This is a genomic window from Agromyces agglutinans, from assembly GCF_009647605.1.
Classification (GTDB): Bacteria; Actinomycetota; Actinomycetes; order Actinomycetales; family Microbacteriaceae; genus Agromyces; species Agromyces agglutinans.
Genome location: NZ_WJIF01000003.1, coordinates 147,490 through 162,988 on the forward strand (window position 1 = coordinate 147,490; position 15,499 = coordinate 162,988).

General features: G+C 73.0%; 14 protein-coding genes and 1 tRNA gene. 8 read left to right on the plus strand and 7 right to left on the minus strand.

Annotation, left to right across the window (positions count from 1 at the left end):
- Positions 1–78 precede the first annotated feature (78 nt).
- Positions 79–160, minus strand: a tRNA-Tyr gene (locus GE115_RS06895).
- 72 nt (positions 161–232) lie between these two features.
- On the minus strand, positions 233–1,285 hold the full coding sequence (locus GE115_RS06900) for a LacI family DNA-binding transcriptional regulator (protein ID WP_153684066.1): 1,053 nt from the start codon (positions 1,283–1,285) through the stop codon (positions 233–235).
- A gap of 126 nt (positions 1,286–1,411) precedes the next feature.
- On the opposite strand from GE115_RS06900, the gene GE115_RS06905 reads away from it, so the two are divergent.
- The 3 genes from GE115_RS06905 (at position 1,412) to GE115_RS06915 (ending at position 7,483) form a co-directional block, all read left to right on the plus strand.
- Complete coding sequence (locus GE115_RS06905) at positions 1,412–3,163, plus strand: glycoside hydrolase family 13 protein (protein WP_153684348.1); 1,752 nt, start codon at positions 1,412–1,414, stop codon at positions 3,161–3,163.
- 88 nt (positions 3,164–3,251) lie between these two features.
- Positions 3,252–4,610, plus strand: coding sequence for an ABC transporter substrate-binding protein (locus GE115_RS06910; protein WP_153684067.1), 1,359 nt, complete (start codon positions 3,252–3,254; stop codon positions 4,608–4,610).
- A gap of 149 nt (positions 4,611–4,759) precedes the next feature.
- A complete protein-coding gene (locus tag GE115_RS06915) occupies positions 4,760–7,483 on the plus strand; it encodes a glycosyl hydrolase family 28-related protein (RefSeq protein WP_153684068.1) in 2,724 nt (907 codons plus the stop codon).
- A 60-nt stretch (positions 7,484–7,543) separates the two neighbouring features.
- Here GE115_RS06915 and GE115_RS18795 read toward each other — a convergent pair whose 3' ends face one another.
- Entirely contained in the window at positions 7,544–8,272 is a 729-nt protein-coding gene (locus GE115_RS18795; RefSeq protein ID WP_216648781.1) for a PH domain-containing protein, read from the minus strand.
- 73 nt (positions 8,273–8,345) lie between these two features.
- A complete protein-coding gene (locus tag GE115_RS18530) occupies positions 8,346–8,510 on the minus strand; it encodes a hypothetical protein (protein WP_312854973.1) in 165 nt (54 codons plus the stop codon).
- 233 nt (positions 8,511–8,743) lie between these two features.
- On the opposite strand from GE115_RS18530, the gene GE115_RS06925 reads away from it, so the two are divergent.
- Genes GE115_RS06925 through GE115_RS06935 form a run of 3 tightly spaced genes read left to right on the plus strand, consistent with a single transcriptional unit; the run spans position 8,744 to position 10,960 of the window.
- Entirely contained in the window at positions 8,744–9,763 is a 1,020-nt protein-coding gene (locus GE115_RS06925) for a LacI family DNA-binding transcriptional regulator (protein WP_153684070.1), read from the plus strand.
- A gap of 32 nt (positions 9,764–9,795) precedes the next feature.
- Positions 9,796–10,284 (plus strand): YajQ family cyclic di-GMP-binding protein, encoded by a 489-nt coding sequence (locus GE115_RS06930; protein WP_153684071.1) that lies wholly within the window; start codon positions 9,796–9,798, stop codon positions 10,282–10,284.
- A gap of 19 nt (positions 10,285–10,303) precedes the next feature.
- On the plus strand, positions 10,304–10,960 hold the full coding sequence (locus tag GE115_RS06935; RefSeq protein WP_153684072.1) for an NUDIX domain-containing protein: 657 nt from the start codon (positions 10,304–10,306) through the stop codon (positions 10,958–10,960).
- On the opposite strand, the gene GE115_RS06940 is transcribed toward GE115_RS06935, so the two are convergent.
- The gene (locus tag GE115_RS06940; protein ID WP_153684073.1) at positions 10,953–11,705 is read right to left on the minus strand and encodes a GAP family protein; all 753 of its coding nucleotides are present in this window, start codon (positions 11,703–11,705) and stop codon (positions 10,953–10,955) included. The genes GE115_RS06935 and GE115_RS06940 overlap by 8 nt on opposite strands.
- Positions 11,706–11,812: 107 nt before the next feature.
- On the opposite strand from GE115_RS06940, the gene GE115_RS06945 reads away from it, so the two are divergent.
- Complete coding sequence (locus tag GE115_RS06945; RefSeq protein ID WP_153684074.1) at positions 11,813–13,042, plus strand: sensor histidine kinase; 1,230 nt, start codon at positions 11,813–11,815, stop codon at positions 13,040–13,042.
- The gene (locus tag GE115_RS06950) at positions 13,039–13,674 is read left to right on the plus strand and encodes a response regulator (RefSeq protein ID WP_153684075.1); all 636 of its coding nucleotides are present in this window, start codon (positions 13,039–13,041) and stop codon (positions 13,672–13,674) included. Before GE115_RS06945 ends, GE115_RS06950 begins: the two co-directional genes overlap by 4 nt.
- Before the next feature lie 11 nt (positions 13,675–13,685).
- On the opposite strand, the gene GE115_RS06955 is transcribed toward GE115_RS06950, so the two are convergent.
- Positions 13,686–14,708, minus strand: a complete 1,023-nt coding sequence (locus GE115_RS06955) for an alpha/beta hydrolase (protein ID WP_312854974.1) — start codon at positions 14,706–14,708, stop codon at positions 13,686–13,688.
- A 44-nt stretch (positions 14,709–14,752) separates the two neighbouring features.
- A complete protein-coding gene (locus GE115_RS06960) occupies positions 14,753–15,400 on the minus strand; it encodes a prepilin peptidase (RefSeq protein WP_153684076.1) in 648 nt (215 codons plus the stop codon).
- Positions 15,401–15,499 lie beyond the last annotated feature (99 nt).

Here is a 15,499-nt window from a genome sequence, read left to right on the forward strand (position 1 = left end):
GCGTCCTTCACGGCATCGTATGCCGTGGCGAACCTCTCCCGCGGACGGCGGAAGCCCCGGAAGAACCGGGGCTTCGGGTGGCGAGTGAGGGATTCGAACCCCCGAATGCAATGCAGTCTGATTTACAGTCAGATCCCTTTGGCCGCTTGGGTAACTCGCCATCGCACCCGACCACGTTCTGCACACAACCGGGGGCTGAACAAGAATACCCGCCGACCCTCGAACCGCGAAATCAGCGGGATGCCCCGGTGGGGGCGGAATCCGGGCCCGCTTCCGAGTCCGCCGCGCGGGGCACCGCGACCGATTCGCGGGTCACGAGCCGGACGCCGAGTTCGACCTCGTCGGGCGCCGCCTCGCCGTCGATCTCGCCGAGCAGCATGCGCGTGGCGACGGCGACCTTCTCCGCGAGATCCTGGGCGACGGTCGTGAGCCGCGGTCGCACGAACTGGCCGAGGTCGAGGTCGTCGAAGCCGACGACGGACACCTCGCCGGGTACCGACGCGCCGGCGTCGAGAAGGCCGGCCATGATGCCGACGGCGAGCACGTCGGCGGTCGCGAAGACGGCGGTGACGGCGGGATGCTCCGCGCGCAGGGCCCGCCCGAGGGCGAGGCCGTCCTCGTAGGTCGTATTGACGGCGACGACCTCGGCCGTGGCATCCGTCACCGCGTCGACGGCGGCGCGGAAACCGTCGTGGCGGCGCCGGACGACGCCGCTGTCGCCGAACGCGGGCCCGGCGAAGAGGAGTCGGCGATGGCCGTGCTCGAGGAGGTGGCGTGCGGCGAGGCCGCCGCCGCCGAAGTCGTCGCTGCGCACGCCCGTGGCGCGGGGATTGAGCGAGTAGCTGTCGATGGCGAGCAGGGGCCCGCCCTCGGCGGGCAGGGCATCGATCTCGGCGTCGAGGAATCCGAGGAGCACCGCGCCGTCGAGACCCCATTCGCGCACGGCCTCGCCGACCTCGGCGGGCTCGGTGATACCCCGCAGCAGCACGTGGTAGCCGGCCTGGCGGAGCTGGCGCTCCATACCGCCGATGACGGCGACGTGGTGCGGGCTCATGGTGAGCATGTCGCCCTCGGCGACGGGAACGAGCACGCCGACGGTGCGCGATCGGCTCGCCGCGAGGCTGCGCGCCGACGCGTTGGCGACGTAGCCGCGGCGGTCGACGATGCCGCGCACGCGTTCGATCGTGGCCGGCGACACGCGCGCGGTCTTGCCGTTCACGACGTTCGACACGGTCATCAGGCTGACGCCCGCCTCCTCGGCGATGTCCTTCAGCGTGACCGCCATCGATGCCTCCCGTCGGATCAGTGTAAGGGCGGCGCTTGACATCGCGACGATCGTGGCCGTACGCTCCCCAACCAGATTGGTATAGCGCTAAACCTAGCGCATGCCGGAGAGGACTCCGTGAGCTCGATGCCGAGCCCCGTCGACGAGATCGACGCCCCCGCCGAAGCGATCGACGCCCCCGTCGTCGCCACCGCGACGGATGCCCCGTGGTGGGCCGACGCCGTCGTGTACCAGGTGTACGTGCGCAGCTTCGCGGACGCCGACGGCGACGGCACGGGCGACCTCGAGGGCGTGCGCAGCCGGCTCGACCACCTCGTCGAACTCGGCGTCGACGCCGTCTGGTTCACGCCCTGGTACGCCTCCCCCATGGCCGACGGCGGCTACGACGTCGCCGACTACCGCGCCATCGACCCCGCCTTCGGCGACCTCGCGGCGGCCGAGCGCCTCATCGCCGAGGCCGCGGCCCGGGGCATCCGTACGATCGTCGACGTCGTGCCGAACCACGTGAGCGACCGGCATCCGTGGTTCCGGGCCGCGCTCGCGGCCGAACCGGGCAGCGCCGAGCGCGAGCGGTTCTGGTTCCGCAGCGGTCGCGGCCCGGGCGGTGCCGAGCCGCCCACCGACTGGGTCTCGAGCTTCGGCGGCGGCACCTGGACCCGCACGACCGGCCCCGACGGCGAGCCCGGCGAGTGGTACCTGCACCTGTTCAGCCCCGAGCAGCCCGACCTCAACTGGGACCACCCCGACGTGCGCGCCGAGCACGAGGACGTCCTGCGCTTCTGGTTCGACCGCGGCGCTGCGGGCATCCGGGTCGACTCGGCGGCCATGCTCGTGAAGGACCCGACGCTCCCGGCGGCCGCACCGGCCCCCGGCGACGACGGTCACCCGTTCCTCGACCGCGACGGCGTGCACGAGGTCTACCGGGCCTGGCGCGCCGTGGCCGACGCGTACGACGAGCCGCGCCTGCTGGTCGGCGAGGTCTGGCTCGGCGACGCCGAGCGCTTCGCGCGCTACCTGCGGCCCGACGAACTGCACGGCGCGTTCAACTTCGAGTTCATGACCAAGCCGTGGGATGCCGCCGCGCTCCGCGCGACCATCGCCGAGACGCTCGCCTGGCACGACGGCGTCGCCGCGACGCCCACCTGGGCGCTCTCGAACCACGACCTGACGCGTCCGGCCACCCGGTACGGGCGCGAGGACTCGTCGTTCGCGTTCGACGCGAAGCGGTTCGGCACGCCCAGCGACCGTGCGAAGGGCCTCGCGAGGGCCCGTGCGGCCGCGATGCTCGCCGCCTTCCTGCCGGGCTCGCTGTACGTGTACCAGGGCGACGAGCTCGGCCTGCCCGAAGTCGAGGACCTGCCCGACGCGCTCCGCCAGGACCCGATGCACCACCGCTCGGGCGGCGTCGACCCCGGCCGCGACGGCTGCCGCGTGCCGCTGCCGTGGACGCGCGCCGGAGCGAGCCTCGGCTTCTCCCCCACAGGCGCCGCCTGGCTGCCGCAGCCGGCCGACTGGGCCGGCCTCTCGGTCGAGGCGCAGGCCGCCGACGGGGCATCCACCCTGTCGCTCTATCGGCGGATGCTCCGGCTGCGCCGCGAGCTCTTCCGCGACCGCGTGGCCGGCGCCGCGGAGGCGACCGGTGCGGCCGACGCCGCGGAGGCGGCCGGCGCCGCCGGCGCCGCCGACCGTTCCGAGCTCGCCTGGACGGAGCATCCCGACGCCGACGTGATCGCGCTGCGCCGCGGTGACGTCCTGCACCTGACCAATCTCGGCAGCGCACCCGTGGCGCTGCCCGCCCACCGCCGCCTGCTCCTCGCGAGCGGCCCGACCACCGGGAAGGAGCTGCCCGCCGACACGTCGGCCTGGCTCCGCACCTGACGCGCGTCCGCGCGGAGCATCCGCATTCACCGTCCACGCAGCCGTCGGCTGCGACACTCGCACAGCACCCATTCACGAAGGAAAGACGATGACGTCACCCATCCTCAGATTCGCCGGCGCGGTCGCCGGCCTGGCCCTCGCCGTCTCGCTCGCCGGCTGCTCAGCCTCCGACGAGCCGTCGGACGGCACCATCACCCTCCGCGTCTCGATCGACGCGGGCCTCGACGAGGGCGCCACCAAGGCGTTCGAGGCGCGCGCCGCCCAGTTCGAGGAGGCGAACCCCGACATCACGATCGAGCCCGTCGAGTACACGTGGGACGGCACGACCTTCGCCGCGGCACTGGCCGGCGGCACCCTGCCCGACGTGTTCACCCTGCCCTTCACCGATGGCCGCGGCCTCATCGCGAACGAGCAGATCGCCGACATCTCGGACCTCGTCGCCGAGCTGCCCTACGCGGGCGACTTCAACCCGAACGTCGCCGTGGCCGGCCAGGCCGAGGACGGCAGCCAGTGGGCCGTGCCGATCGCGGCCTACGGCCAGGGCCTGCACTACAACCGCGCGCTGTTCGAGCAGGCCGGGCTCGACCCCGACCAGCCGCCGACGACGTGGGACGAGGTGCGCGAGTACGCCAAGCAGATCGCGGATGCCACGGGCCAGGCCGGCTACGCGCAGATGACGACGTCGAACACCGGCGGCTGGATCCTCACGACCCTCGACTACGCGCTCGGCGGCCGGCTCGAGGAGGGATCGGGCGACGTCGCCTCGACGATCGACACGCCGGAGATGGCCGAGGTGCTCGAGATGGTGCACGAGATGCGCTGGACCGACGACTCGATGGGCGCGAACTTCCTCTACGACTGGGGCGGCATCAACCAGGCGTTCGCGTCGGGCCAGATCGGCATGTACGTCTCGGGCGGCGGCAACTACGGCAACCTCTTCACGCAGAACCAGATGAACCCCGACGACTACGGGCTCGCGGTGCTGCCGCTGGCCGACTCGCCCGATGCCGGCGTGCTCGGCGGCGGCACGCTCGCCGCCGTCAGCGGGAAGGCGGATGACGCGCACAGGGCCGCCGGCGTCGAGTGGATCGACTTCTACTACATGGAGAAGCTGACCGACGAGGATGCCGCCGTCGCCGACGCCGAGGCCCTCGCAGAGTCGGGTGCGCCGGTGGGCGCGCCGCAGATGCCGATCTTCGACCAGGCCACCTACGAGGAGGCGCAGTCCTGGGTCGCCGACCTGGTCAACGTGCCGCTCGACCAGATGACCGGGTTCACCGACCACATCTTCGAGCAGCCGCTCATCGCCGAGCCGAGCCACTCCACGCAGGAGGTCTACGCCCTCCTCGACCCGGTGGTCCAGGCCGTGCTCACCGACCAGAACGCCGACATCGCCGCCCTCCTCGCGGCCGCGGAAGCGGAGGCGCAGCAGATCCTCGCCGGGTGATCCTCGGCGCGGTGGGAGAAGGGCGGTGCCGGAGTTCAGGCCGGCACCGCCCCGTTCGCATTCCGGGCGCTCCGGCGCGCCGGTCTCCGGGCGCGTCGCGCCCCCCAGGCGCGCCAGCGCGCGCGAACCGACGATCGAAGGAGATCGACATGCACCTCGCACCATCGCGCCGCCTCGCGGCGCTGCCCGCGGCGGCCGTCGCCGCAGGGCTCATCGCGGCCGCGCTCATCGCCGCGCCCCTCCCCGCCGCGGCAGCGCCGCTCGCTTCGGCAGCCGCCGAGGACCCGCCGGGCACGACCGCCGCCGGCCTGCCCATCGAGCTCGAGGCCGAGGACGCCGTGCTCGCCGGCGGCGCCGGCGTCAACGACAACCACCTCGGATACTCCGGCTCGGGCTTCGTGGACGGGTTCGTGATCGACCACACCGGCACCGCGGCCGTGACCTTCACGGTCGACGTCCCGGTCGAGGGCGACTACGGCCTGAACCTCCGCTACACCAACGGCCTCGGCTCCGACATGACCCTGTCGCAGGTCGCGGGCGGCGAGGATCGGCAGGTCGTGCTGCCCTCGGCGGCGGGCGCCTCGTGGAGCTTCTGGTTCGTGCACCAGGAGGTCGTGCACCTCGCCGCGGGCCCGCAGCAGGTCACCTACCGATTCGACGCCGACGACACGGGCAACGTGAACCTCGACGCGATCGCGCTGACGACGGTCGGCGACCTCTCGACGCCGGGCGGCGGCCGGACCGACCCCGGCGAGCAGCCGGGCGCCGGACCCGACACCCGGTGGGACGGCATCGTCGAGTCGGTGCGCACCACGAAGCCCAAGCGCGGCGGCACCGCGTTCGAAGCCGAGACCGCGCACCGGGCGAACGGCGCCGTCGCGACCGCCGACGGCGGCGCGGTCGACCTGACCGCCGAGCGCGCACGCCTGGTCGTCGCGGTGAACGCCGACCGTGCCGGCAAGCAGGACGTCGTCGTGCGGTACCGCGCGGCGGCGGAGGCATCCGTCGTCGTCGCGGTCGACGGTCACCCGGTCGGGAGGCTGGCGCTGCCGACCCGCGGCGGCGAGGAGTGGCGCGACGTCGCGATGCCCCTCACTCTCCGCGAGGGGATCGGCACGATCGAACTGCGACGCACGGGCGACGCAGCGGGCGGCCGCCTCGCCGTCGACGCCGTGCGGCTGCGCGACGGCTCCCCCGTCGCCGCCCGCGGCGCGACCGTGCCATTCACGACGCACGAGGCCGAGCGCGGCACCACCAACGGCGAGGTGCTCGCGCCGAGCCGCACGTTCCGAGAGCTCGCGGCCGAGGCATCCGGTCGCCAGGCCGTGACCCTCTCGGAGCCGGGGCAGTACGTCGAGTGGCGACTGGACGCAGCCGCCAACGCCCTCGTCGTGCGCGCGTCCATTCCCGACACGGCCGACGGCGCCGGGCAGTCGACCACGCTCGCCGTGCTCGCGGACGGCCGCAAGGTCGGCGACGTGCCCGTGTCGAGCGTGTACGCGTGGGTCTACGGCGGCTACCCGTACGGCAACGACCCAGAGGCGGGCGGCGCGCAGCGTTTCTTCGACGACGGCAGCGTGCGCCTGCCGCGGCTGCGCGAGGGCACGGTGCTTCGCCTCGAGAAGGATGCCTCGTCGGGTGCGCTCCCGATCACCGTCGATCTCGCCGAGACCGAGGACGCGCCCGAGCCGTACGCGCGGCCGGCCGGATCGCTGGACGTGCGCGACTTCGGCGCGGTGGCCGACGACGGCATCGACGACGCCGCGGCGTTCGGCGAGGCGATCGCGGCCGCCCAGGAGACCGGCGGCATCGTCTGGGTGCCCGAGGGCCGGTTCACGCTCGCCAAGCGACTTCGGCTGCACGGGGTCACGCTTCGCGGCGCGGGCGCGTGGTACTCGGTGCTCGAGGGCGTCGACGGCCGGGGCGGCCTCTACGCGATGGGCTCGGGCACGACGATCGCCGACCTCAAGGTCGACGGGGACGTGCGGTACCGCGACGACGCTCGCTTCGACGCGGCGGTCGAGGGCGCCTTCGGCCAAGGGTCGCTCGTGCAGGGCGTCTGGGCCGAGCACACGAAGGTCGGGCTCTGGGTCGACGCCGGGACCGACGGCCTCGCCGCCGTCGACCTGCGCGTGCGGAACACCTTCGCCGACGGCGTGCACCTGCACGGCGCGGTCGCCGACACCCGGGTCGAGCACGCGAGCGTGCGCAACACCGGCGACGACGCGATGGCCATGTGGTCGTCGGGCGGCGCCGTCGCGCGCAGCTCGTTCGTGCACGCGACCGTGCAGACGCCGCTGCTCGGCAACGGCGCGGCCGTGTACGGCGGGGAGGCCAATCGTGTCTCGGGCCTGCTCGTGCGCGACACGCTCACGGCTGCCGCGGGTGTCGCGGTGAGCACCCGGTTCAACCCCGTGCCGTTCTCGGGCACCACGGTCGTCGAGGACTCGACGCTCATCCGCACCGGCGGGTGGGAGCCGAACTGGAACACGTCGTTCGGTGCGATCTGGGTCTTCGCCGACACGAGCCACCTGACGACCCCCGTCGTGCTGCGCGACCTCGACGTGCTCGACTCCACGTACGAGGGCCTGCTCGTCAGCGGCGGCCACTGGGTCGACGACCTGCGCGTCGCCGACGTCCGCATCGACGGCACCGGCTCGTACGCCGTCGCCGCCCGGGTCGGCGGCGAGCACCGCTTCGCGAACGTGCGGGCGACGCGCATCGCCGCTCCCGCTGACGGGCCGACCCAGTTCTGGGGCACGTTCATCGACGAGGGCGGCAACCTCGGGCTCGTCGGGCCGGCCCCGGCGGCCTGCAGCGTCGAGGTCGACGGGAGCGAGGAAATCGACGGCGTCGCGTGCGCGGTCGGCTGACGCGGTGAGCACGACGGCCGGTCGCGCGCGGCGCGGCCGGCCGTCTTGCTGCGCGGGTTGCTACCGGCCGTCCTGCGTCGGGATCGGCTGGGTCCACGAGTCGCGCTCGACGACGTCGATGCCCATCGGGTCGCCGATGATGCGGTCGAACCCGCGGGTCTCCGACGAGCCGGTGCCGTCGTCGTCCTCGGCGACGGCTCGACGATCGACCTCGACGACCGTGTTCGATCGCACGTACTCCTCGCGCGACACGGGGCCGACCGGCATCCCGTCGCCGCCCCGGCCTCCGGCCGAGCCGCGCAGCCCGGCCCGCTGGATCACCCGCTGGATCGTGAGCCCGCGTTCGTCGGGGTCGCCGACGAAGCGGATCTCGCGCAGGCCCTGGTCCTGCGCGGCCGACTCGAAGATGAAGTGGCCGTAGCCGAGCACCCGCCCGATCAGGGGCTTCTTGACCGAGATGTCGAGGATTCGGGCGATGGGCATCGTCGCGATGTGCTGCGACAGGATGCCGTGCACGCGGAACACCCGCATGTTCGTGATCACGAACCGGTCCATGCGCACGTCGAGCAGGCGCCACGTCGCGTGGATCAGGATGGCGGGAGCGATCAGCAGCGGCAGGAAGTACAGCTCCTTCGGCAGCAGGAGCAGGAGCAGCAGCACCGGGATCGCGAGGAGCATCTCGAGCACGGGCTTGACCATCGCGGTCCAGTGCTTGCGCACCTCGTCGACGACGACCTCGCCCTGGTCGGAGATCAGGTGCCGATGCACCTTCGGGTCGAAGAAGCTCACGGATGCCTCCGGCTCGCGGTCGTGCTCGTGGACTCGGTCGTGCTCGTGGTCGTGCCCTCGCTCGCGGTCGCGCTCAGCTCGCGAGCGAACTGAAGAACACGCCGATCGAGGAGACCGCACCCCAGACGGCGTCGACGGCGGCCTGCACCGCGGTCGCGGCATCCTCGGGCCTCGTGACGAGGTAGAACAGGGCGAACACCACGACCAGTGCCACGACGATCCGCTTGACCCACTTCACGCGGGTACTCCTTCCGACGGCGTTCGTGGGCGAACCGCGCCCCCGGTAGGCACGCCCTGAAGGGCCATTCATACCGCACCGTGCCCCCTTCCGGCGACATGCCACGCGGGTGCGGCGTGTTCCCGCGGATCCGGGCGCGAGCCGGGCGGTAGGATTCCGGATGATCCGGCGCTGCCGGCGGCGGCGATCGACTGCGGACCCGGCAGACGACGCGTAGCCGGGAATGAGGGACGATGGCCGGCATCGAAGAGGTGGCGAAGCTCGCGGGCGTGTCGACCGCGACCGTCTCGCGTGCGCTCAGCGGCCGCGGCCACGTCTCACCGGCCTCGAAGGCGAAGGTCGAGGAGGCCGCCGCCCTGCTCGGCTACGTCGTGTCGTCGAATGCGTCGAGCCTCGCCTCGGGTCGCACCCGCAACGTCGGCGTCGTCATCCCGTTCCTCAACCGCTGGTTCTTCTCGTCGGTGCTCGAGGGCGCGCAGCAGGCACTGCTCCGCCGCGGATACGACCTCACCCTCTACAACCTGTCCGGAGACGGCCGCGAGCGCGCGAGCGTGTTCGAGCACTTCCTGCTGCGCCAGCGCGTCGATGCGGTGATCGCGGTGTCGCTCGAGCTCACCGAGCACGAGGTGCGCCGGCTGCACGACCTCGGCAAGCCGCTCGTGGGCGTCGGCGGCCCGATCCCCGGCGTCCGCACGCTCACGATCGACGACGTCGCGGTGGCGCGCCTCGCCACCGAGCACCTGCTGGGCCTCGGCCACCGCCGCATCGCCCACATCGGCGGCGACCTCGAGTTCGACCTCGACTTCCACCTGCCGACGAACCGCCGACTCGGGTACGAGGCGGCGATGCGCGAGGCCGGCGTCGAGGTCGAGCCGCGGTTCTTCGCCTCGGCCGACTTCACGATCCGAGGCGGCTACCACGCGGCCAAGCAACTGCTCGGGGTGCCGCACGCCCGGCCCACCGCGATCTTCGCGGCCTCCGACGAGATGGCGATCGGCACGATCCTCGCCGTGCGCGACCTCGGGCTGAGCGTGCCGCGCGACGTCTCGGTCGTCGGCATCGACGACCACGACCTCGCCGACTTCTTCGGGCTCACGACCGTCGCGCAGTTCCCGCGCGTGCAGGGAGAGCAGGCCGTCGAGGTGCTGATGGACGAGCTCGAGCCGGGCCTGCGACCCCCCGAGCCCGAGGCGACGCCCCTACCCTACGAACTGCGCGTGCGGTCGTCGACCGCGACCCCGCCGTCGGAGTAGCCGCGCAGCGCGGCCTCGGTAGACTGGCGCGCATGGCAGATTCGACGTTCGACATCGTGAGCAAGGTCGACAAGATGGAGGCCGACAACGCGGTCAACCAGGCCCGCAAGGAACTCGAGCAGCGCTACGACTTCAAGGGCGTGGGCGCGTCGGCCGAGTGGAGCGGCGAGAAGATCCTCCTCAAGGCCAACTCCGAGGAGCGGGTCAAGGCGGTGCTCGACGTGGTGCAGTCGAAGTTCATCAAGCGCGGCATCACGCTGAAGATGCTCGACGCGGGCGAGCCGTACGCCTCGGGCAAGGAGTTCCGCATCGAGGTCGCGCTCAAGCAGGGCATCGACCAGAAGGCCGCCAAGGAGATCGGCAAGATCATCCGCGAGGAGGCACCCAAGACGGTCAAGAGCCAGATCCAGGGCGACGAGCTGCGGGTCTCCTCGAAGAGCCGCGACGACCTCCAGGAGACGATCCGCATCCTCAAGGCCGCCGACCTCGAGGTCGACCTCCAGTTCATCAATTTCCGCTGACCCCGGGGTGAGCGAGCGGATGCCGCAGCCGGGCGTCGACGTGCCCGACCGCCGCGGCCGCACCGGGCTCGACCGGGTGGGGCGCGACCTCGACCGCAACCCCGATGTCGTCGTGCGAGACGTGCGCGTGCTGACCTCGAACTGGTACGTGACCCGGGCCACGACGTTCGACTACCGGCACGCCGACGGCCACTGGTCGACCGAGGAGCGCGAGACCTACGACCGCGGCGACGGCGCCACGATCCTGCTCTACGAGCCATCGGCACGCACCGTGCTGCTGACCCGCCAGTTCCGGTACCCGGCCTACGTCAACGAGCATCCCGACGGCATGCTCCTCGAGGCGCCGGCGGGCCTGCTCGACGCCGACGACCCCGAGACCGCGATCCGTCGCGAGGCCGAAGAGGAGACCGGCGTCGCCGTCGGCGAGGTCGAGCACGTCTTCGACGCCTACATGAGCCCCGGGTCGGTGACCGAGCGCCTGCACTTCTTCGCCGCGCCGTACGCGCGCGGCGACGTCGCCAACGGGTCGCGTGCCGGCCTCGCCCACGAGGGCGAGGACATCGAGGTCGTCGAGCTCGGCGTTGACGACGCGCTCGCGCGCATCGGCGACGACATCATCGATGCCAAGACCATCATGCTGCTGCAGTGGGCGGTGCTGCGGGGGCCGTTCAGCTGAAGCGGACGCCGAGGCCGTCGAGCCCCTCGAGCAGCCCGAGCGTGACCGCGGCATCGCGCGCGAGCAGGAACCCGACGATGCCGACGATCCACGCCGTCGTCTCGCCCGAGCCACGCTGCAGCCACGCCGCGAACCGGGCGAGCGCGGGCTCGACGACCGAGCGCGCCGCGGCACGCACCCCGAGCAGCACGAGCGCGGGCGCGATCATCACCAGGCAGTAGCCGGCGAGCACCGGGACCCAGGTCGCGGCGTCGAGGCCCGCGTTCGTGATGAGGCCGACCGCGCCGAGGTAGGGCAGCATCGTCGCGGCCTCGATCAGCCCGGCACCGAGTGCGACGACGACGACCGTCGACGCCGGGCCCTCGCCGAGCAGGCGGTCGCGCCAGCGGGCCAGCCGCCCGCGGCGCGGGGACTCGGCGCCGTCGTCGCCGTCGCGGCTCGACCGGTCCTTGCCGATGAAGAAGCTCCAGACCAGGAGGCCGGCGCCGAGCACGAGTTGCGCCCAGCGGGCCACCGGCGTCTCGAGCACTCCGGCGGCGCCCTCCACCAGGAAGCCGGCACCGGCGGTCAGCGCGAGGCCGAGCACGAAGTAGAAGCCCGCGATCGTGCCGAGGTAGAGGAGCATCCGCCCGGCGCGCACCCGGCCGGGAGCGATGAGCAGGAACAGCGGGATGAGCAGGGTGCCGATGCTCAGGCTGTCGACCAGGGCCAGCGCACCGAGCGTCAGGGCGAGTTCGGGGGTCATGCTCCGATCGTGCGCTCGCGGGCGCCGGCGCGCATCCGGCGAACGACGTCACGGGCGTGCATCCTTCGGATGACCCGTCGCGGCATCTGCTGTGCTGGGATGTGGGTATGGAAACCGCCCGCCCGCTCGGCAGTCGCGCGAAGGCGGTGTACGACCAGCATCCCGAGGCGTACTCCGCGGTCGCGACGGTCGGCGTCGGCGTGCTGCTGCTCCTACTCGGGGTCGTGCCGGTCTGGGAACCCCTCGCCCTGGTCGACGCCGAAACCGTCTGGGTCGGCTGGCACTACGCGATCCTCGCGGGGGCGTTCGCCGCGCTGCTCGTGCGGCGGCGGCATCCCATGCTCGCGCTCACCGCGGGCGCCGCGCTGTTCGTCGTCGACACGATGCTCGGCGGCACGCTCGGCATGCTGCTCGTGCTGTTCGACCTGATCTACGCGGCGGCGTTCTGGGGCTCGGTGCACGCGCGGGCGGTGCTGCGCGTGCTCATCGCCGTGGCCGTCGCCGTGAGCGCGATCCTGCCGATCGTGCTCGGGAGGCCGCTGCAGACCATCGTGCTGTTCGCCCTGCAGACCTTCGCGATCCTCGCGACGCCGTACTGGTGGGCCTCGGCGGTGCGACGCGGTCGTGAGCTCGCGGCGAGCGAGGCCGCCCGCGCCGACGACGCCCAGCGGCTCGCCGTCCTCGACCGCGAGCGCGCCGTGCGCGCAGAGCGATCGCGCATGGCGCAGGACCTGCACGATGTCATCGCCGGCAACCTCTCGGCCGTGGCGATCCACTCCGAGGCGTCGCTCTCGCGCGAGCCCGACGGCCGCCGCGATCGTGCCGCGCTCGAGGCGGTTCGGGCTGCGAGCGTCGAAGGGCTCGAGCAGATGCGCTCGATGATCGGGCTGCTCCGCACGGGCGACGACGCACGCGTCGCACCGTTGCGGCTCGCCGACCTCGACGACCTGGTCGCCGATTCCGGACTCGACGTCGAGATCGAGGGGGCTCCCCCGACCCTGCCGACCGCGGCCGACCAGGCGGCCGCGCGCATCATCGCCGAGAGCCTCACGAACGCCGCCAAGCACCGGCCGGGCGCCCGGGTCGCGATCACCTTCGCCGCCGACGACGACGGCCACGTGGTGCGGGTACGGTCGTCGGGCGGGCGGGCGGTGGCCGCCGCCGGCACCGGGCACGGGCTCTCGATGATGCGCGAGCGCGCCGAGGGCATCGGCGGCTCGCTGACGGCCGGGCCGGCGGGTGGCGGCGGCCCGGGCGGCGCCGGCGACTCGGGCGGCTCCGGCGACCCCCGCGGCGACTGGATCGTGACCGCGCACCTGCCCGGGAGGACCGCATGACGATCCGCCTGCTCATCGCCGACGACCACGCCGCGATCCGCGCAGGCCTGCGCGCCATGCTCGACGGCGACGGCATCGAGGTCGTGGGCGAAGCCGCCGACGGGGCATCCGCGATTCGCAACACCCGCGCGCTGCGTCCCGATGTGGTGCTCATGGACATCCGGATGCCCGGCGTCGACGGCATCGAGGCGACCCGCGCGATCGTCGGCGAACGGCTCGCGCACGTGCTCGTGCTCACCACGTTCGATCTCGACGAGGACGTGTTCGGCGCCGTGCGCGCGGGCGCCGCCGGGTACCTGCTGAAGTCGTCGGGCGGCGAGCAGCTGCGCGGCGCGGTCCAAGCGGTCGCCCGCGGCCAGGGGGCGCTGGCTCCCGAGGTCACGCGGCGAGTGCTCGCGCAACTCGCCGGTGCGCCCGAGCCCGCTGCCGCGGCCGGACTCGACGAGCTCACCGCGCGCGAACGCGAGGTGCTGCGGGGCCTCGGCCGCGGGCTCTCCAACGCCGAGCTCGCCGCCGAGCTGTCGATCAGCGAAGCGACCGCGAAGACGCACGTCTCGCGAATCCTCGCCAAGCTGGATGCCTCGAGCCGCATGCAGCTCGCCGTGATCGCGCGCGAGGCGGGGCTGGCGTAGCCGGCGAGCGGTCAACGCCCCGGCGCGTACCCCTCGAGCCACCGGGCGATGGCGGCATACGCCGCCTCGCGCACGGGCGGCGCCGAGAGCACGACGTCGTGCAGCGCGCCGTCGATGCGGGCGACCGACACCTCGGGCCCGAGCCGCAGCGTGCGCTCGGCGATCTCGTCGACGACGAGCACACTGTCGCTCGAGCGCATGGCCTCGCTCCACTGCGCCTGGATCGTGGCACGCGTCGAGAGCAGCGTGAGCACGGGGCATCCGACGTCGATCTTGGACTCGACCGTGCCGTGGCCCGCGAGGATCGCCGTGAGCCAGGCCGGATGCACCGGGAACCCGCGGTCGGGCCGCCACCGGTGGTCGTACGCCCACTCGCCGCCCTGCTCGCGTGCGACGGCCCGCGTGTAGAAGCCGAAGTCGACGTTCGGCAGCGTGGCCTGCGGGTTCAGCGTCGCACCCCATCCGATGACCGGCGCGAGTGCCTGGCGCCCGAGTCGGCTGAGCTGGAACTCGAGCCACGGGCTGTTCAGCACGAGCGCCGACACGAGGCCCGGATGCCTCGCCGCCCACAGGCTGAGCGTGAGTCCGCCGGTCGAATGGGCCATCACGATGAGCGGCCGCCGCGAGCCCGCGCGGTCACCGCGGCCCATCGCGGCGAGCGCGGCGGCGATGTCGGCGTCGTAGTCGGCGAGGTCGGTGATGTAGCCGGGCGTCTGACCGGGCCGCAGGCTGCGGCCGTACTTGCGCAGGTCGAGCGCGAAGAACCGGGCGCCGAGTCCCGACCAGCGGCGGGCGAGATCGGCGTTGAAGAAGTAGTCGCTCCAGCCGTGCACGTACAGCACGTCGGAGCCGGATGCCACGCCTCGGCGCAGGCGGTCGCCGAGCGGCCGCAGGTACCGCACGAGGGTCGCGACGACCTCGCCCTCGAAGTCCTCGCCGAGCGGGAGCGTGCGCTGCTCGAAACCGGGACCGAGCACGTCGGGGCGCCAGTCGTACGACGGGGTCGATGCGGTCGACTCGCCCGGCTCCGGCACGGCGCCTCCCCTCGTCGTGCCGCCAGCCTAGCGAGGGCCTGCCGCTACGCGACGAACAGCACTCCGGCGAGCGCGCCCGCGAGCATCGACGGACCGAACGGGATCGAGCCGCGCAAACCGACGCGCCGGGTCGCGAGGGCCGCGATGGCGAGCACCCCGCCGATCACGAACGCGCCGAGCAGGCCGATCAGCCACGCGGTGATGCCGAACCAGCCGAGCAGCATCCCGACGACCGCCGCGAGCTTCACGTCGCCCATGCCCATCGCGCCGGGCGAGATGAGGGCGAGCAGCAGGTACGCCGCGAACATCGCCGCGCCGCCGAGTATGGCCCACCACAGTCCGATCCACGCGCCCGACACCGCAGACGCGAGCACGAGGCATCCGGCGACGACCACGGCGGTCGGTGCGATCACGCGATTCGGCAGGCGGTGCTCGGCGAGGTCGACGATCGCGAGCACCGTCGCGGCGGCCGTGAACGCGAGCACCGCCGGAAGGACCGGCGCCACGCCGACCCGCCACGCGACGACGCCCCAGACGATGGCGGTCGTCACCGCGGCGACCACCTGGATGCCCCGCCGGGGCACTCGGAGCTCGCGCAGGTTGCGCACCACCCAGCCGGTCAGCGGCCACCAGCCGAGCAGGCCGCCGAGCGCGGCCGCGATCGCCACGGTGATCGACGTCGCGAGGGGCATGCAGGCACCCTAGCGCCGCCGGGCACGCCGGCCGCGGCGGTCATGCACACGCACCGCACTCGGGATGCACCGGTCGGCGAAGCTGCACAGGCCCGAGCG

Coding starts and splice junctions, on each gene's coding strand:
- GE115_RS06900 (WP_153684066.1), bottom strand. CDS start 1,285: ATGGCGGTCACGCTGAAGGACATCGCCGAGGAGGCGGGCGTCAGCCTG.
- GE115_RS06905 (WP_153684348.1), top strand. CDS start 1,412: ATGCCGAGCCCCGTCGACGAGATCGACGCCCCCGCCGAAGCGATCGAC.
- GE115_RS06910 (WP_153684067.1), top strand. CDS start 3,252: ATGACGTCACCCATCCTCAGATTCGCCGGCGCGGTCGCCGGCCTGGCC.
- GE115_RS06915 (WP_153684068.1), top strand. CDS start 4,760: ATGCACCTCGCACCATCGCGCCGCCTCGCGGCGCTGCCCGCGGCGGCC.
- GE115_RS06925 (WP_153684070.1), top strand. CDS start 8,744: ATGGCCGGCATCGAAGAGGTGGCGAAGCTCGCGGGCGTGTCGACCGCG.
- GE115_RS06930 (WP_153684071.1), top strand. CDS start 9,796: ATGGCAGATTCGACGTTCGACATCGTGAGCAAGGTCGACAAGATGGAG.
- GE115_RS06935 (WP_153684072.1), top strand. CDS start 10,304: ATGCCGCAGCCGGGCGTCGACGTGCCCGACCGCCGCGGCCGCACCGGG.
- GE115_RS06940 (WP_153684073.1), bottom strand. CDS start 11,705: ATGACCCCCGAACTCGCCCTGACGCTCGGTGCGCTGGCCCTGGTCGAC.
- GE115_RS06945 (WP_153684074.1), top strand. CDS start 11,813: ATGGAAACCGCCCGCCCGCTCGGCAGTCGCGCGAAGGCGGTGTACGAC.
- GE115_RS06950 (WP_153684075.1), top strand. CDS start 13,039: ATGACGATCCGCCTGCTCATCGCCGACGACCACGCCGCGATCCGCGCA.
- GE115_RS06960 (WP_153684076.1), bottom strand. CDS start 15,400: ATGCCCCTCGCGACGTCGATCACCGTGGCGATCGCGGCCGCGCTCGGC.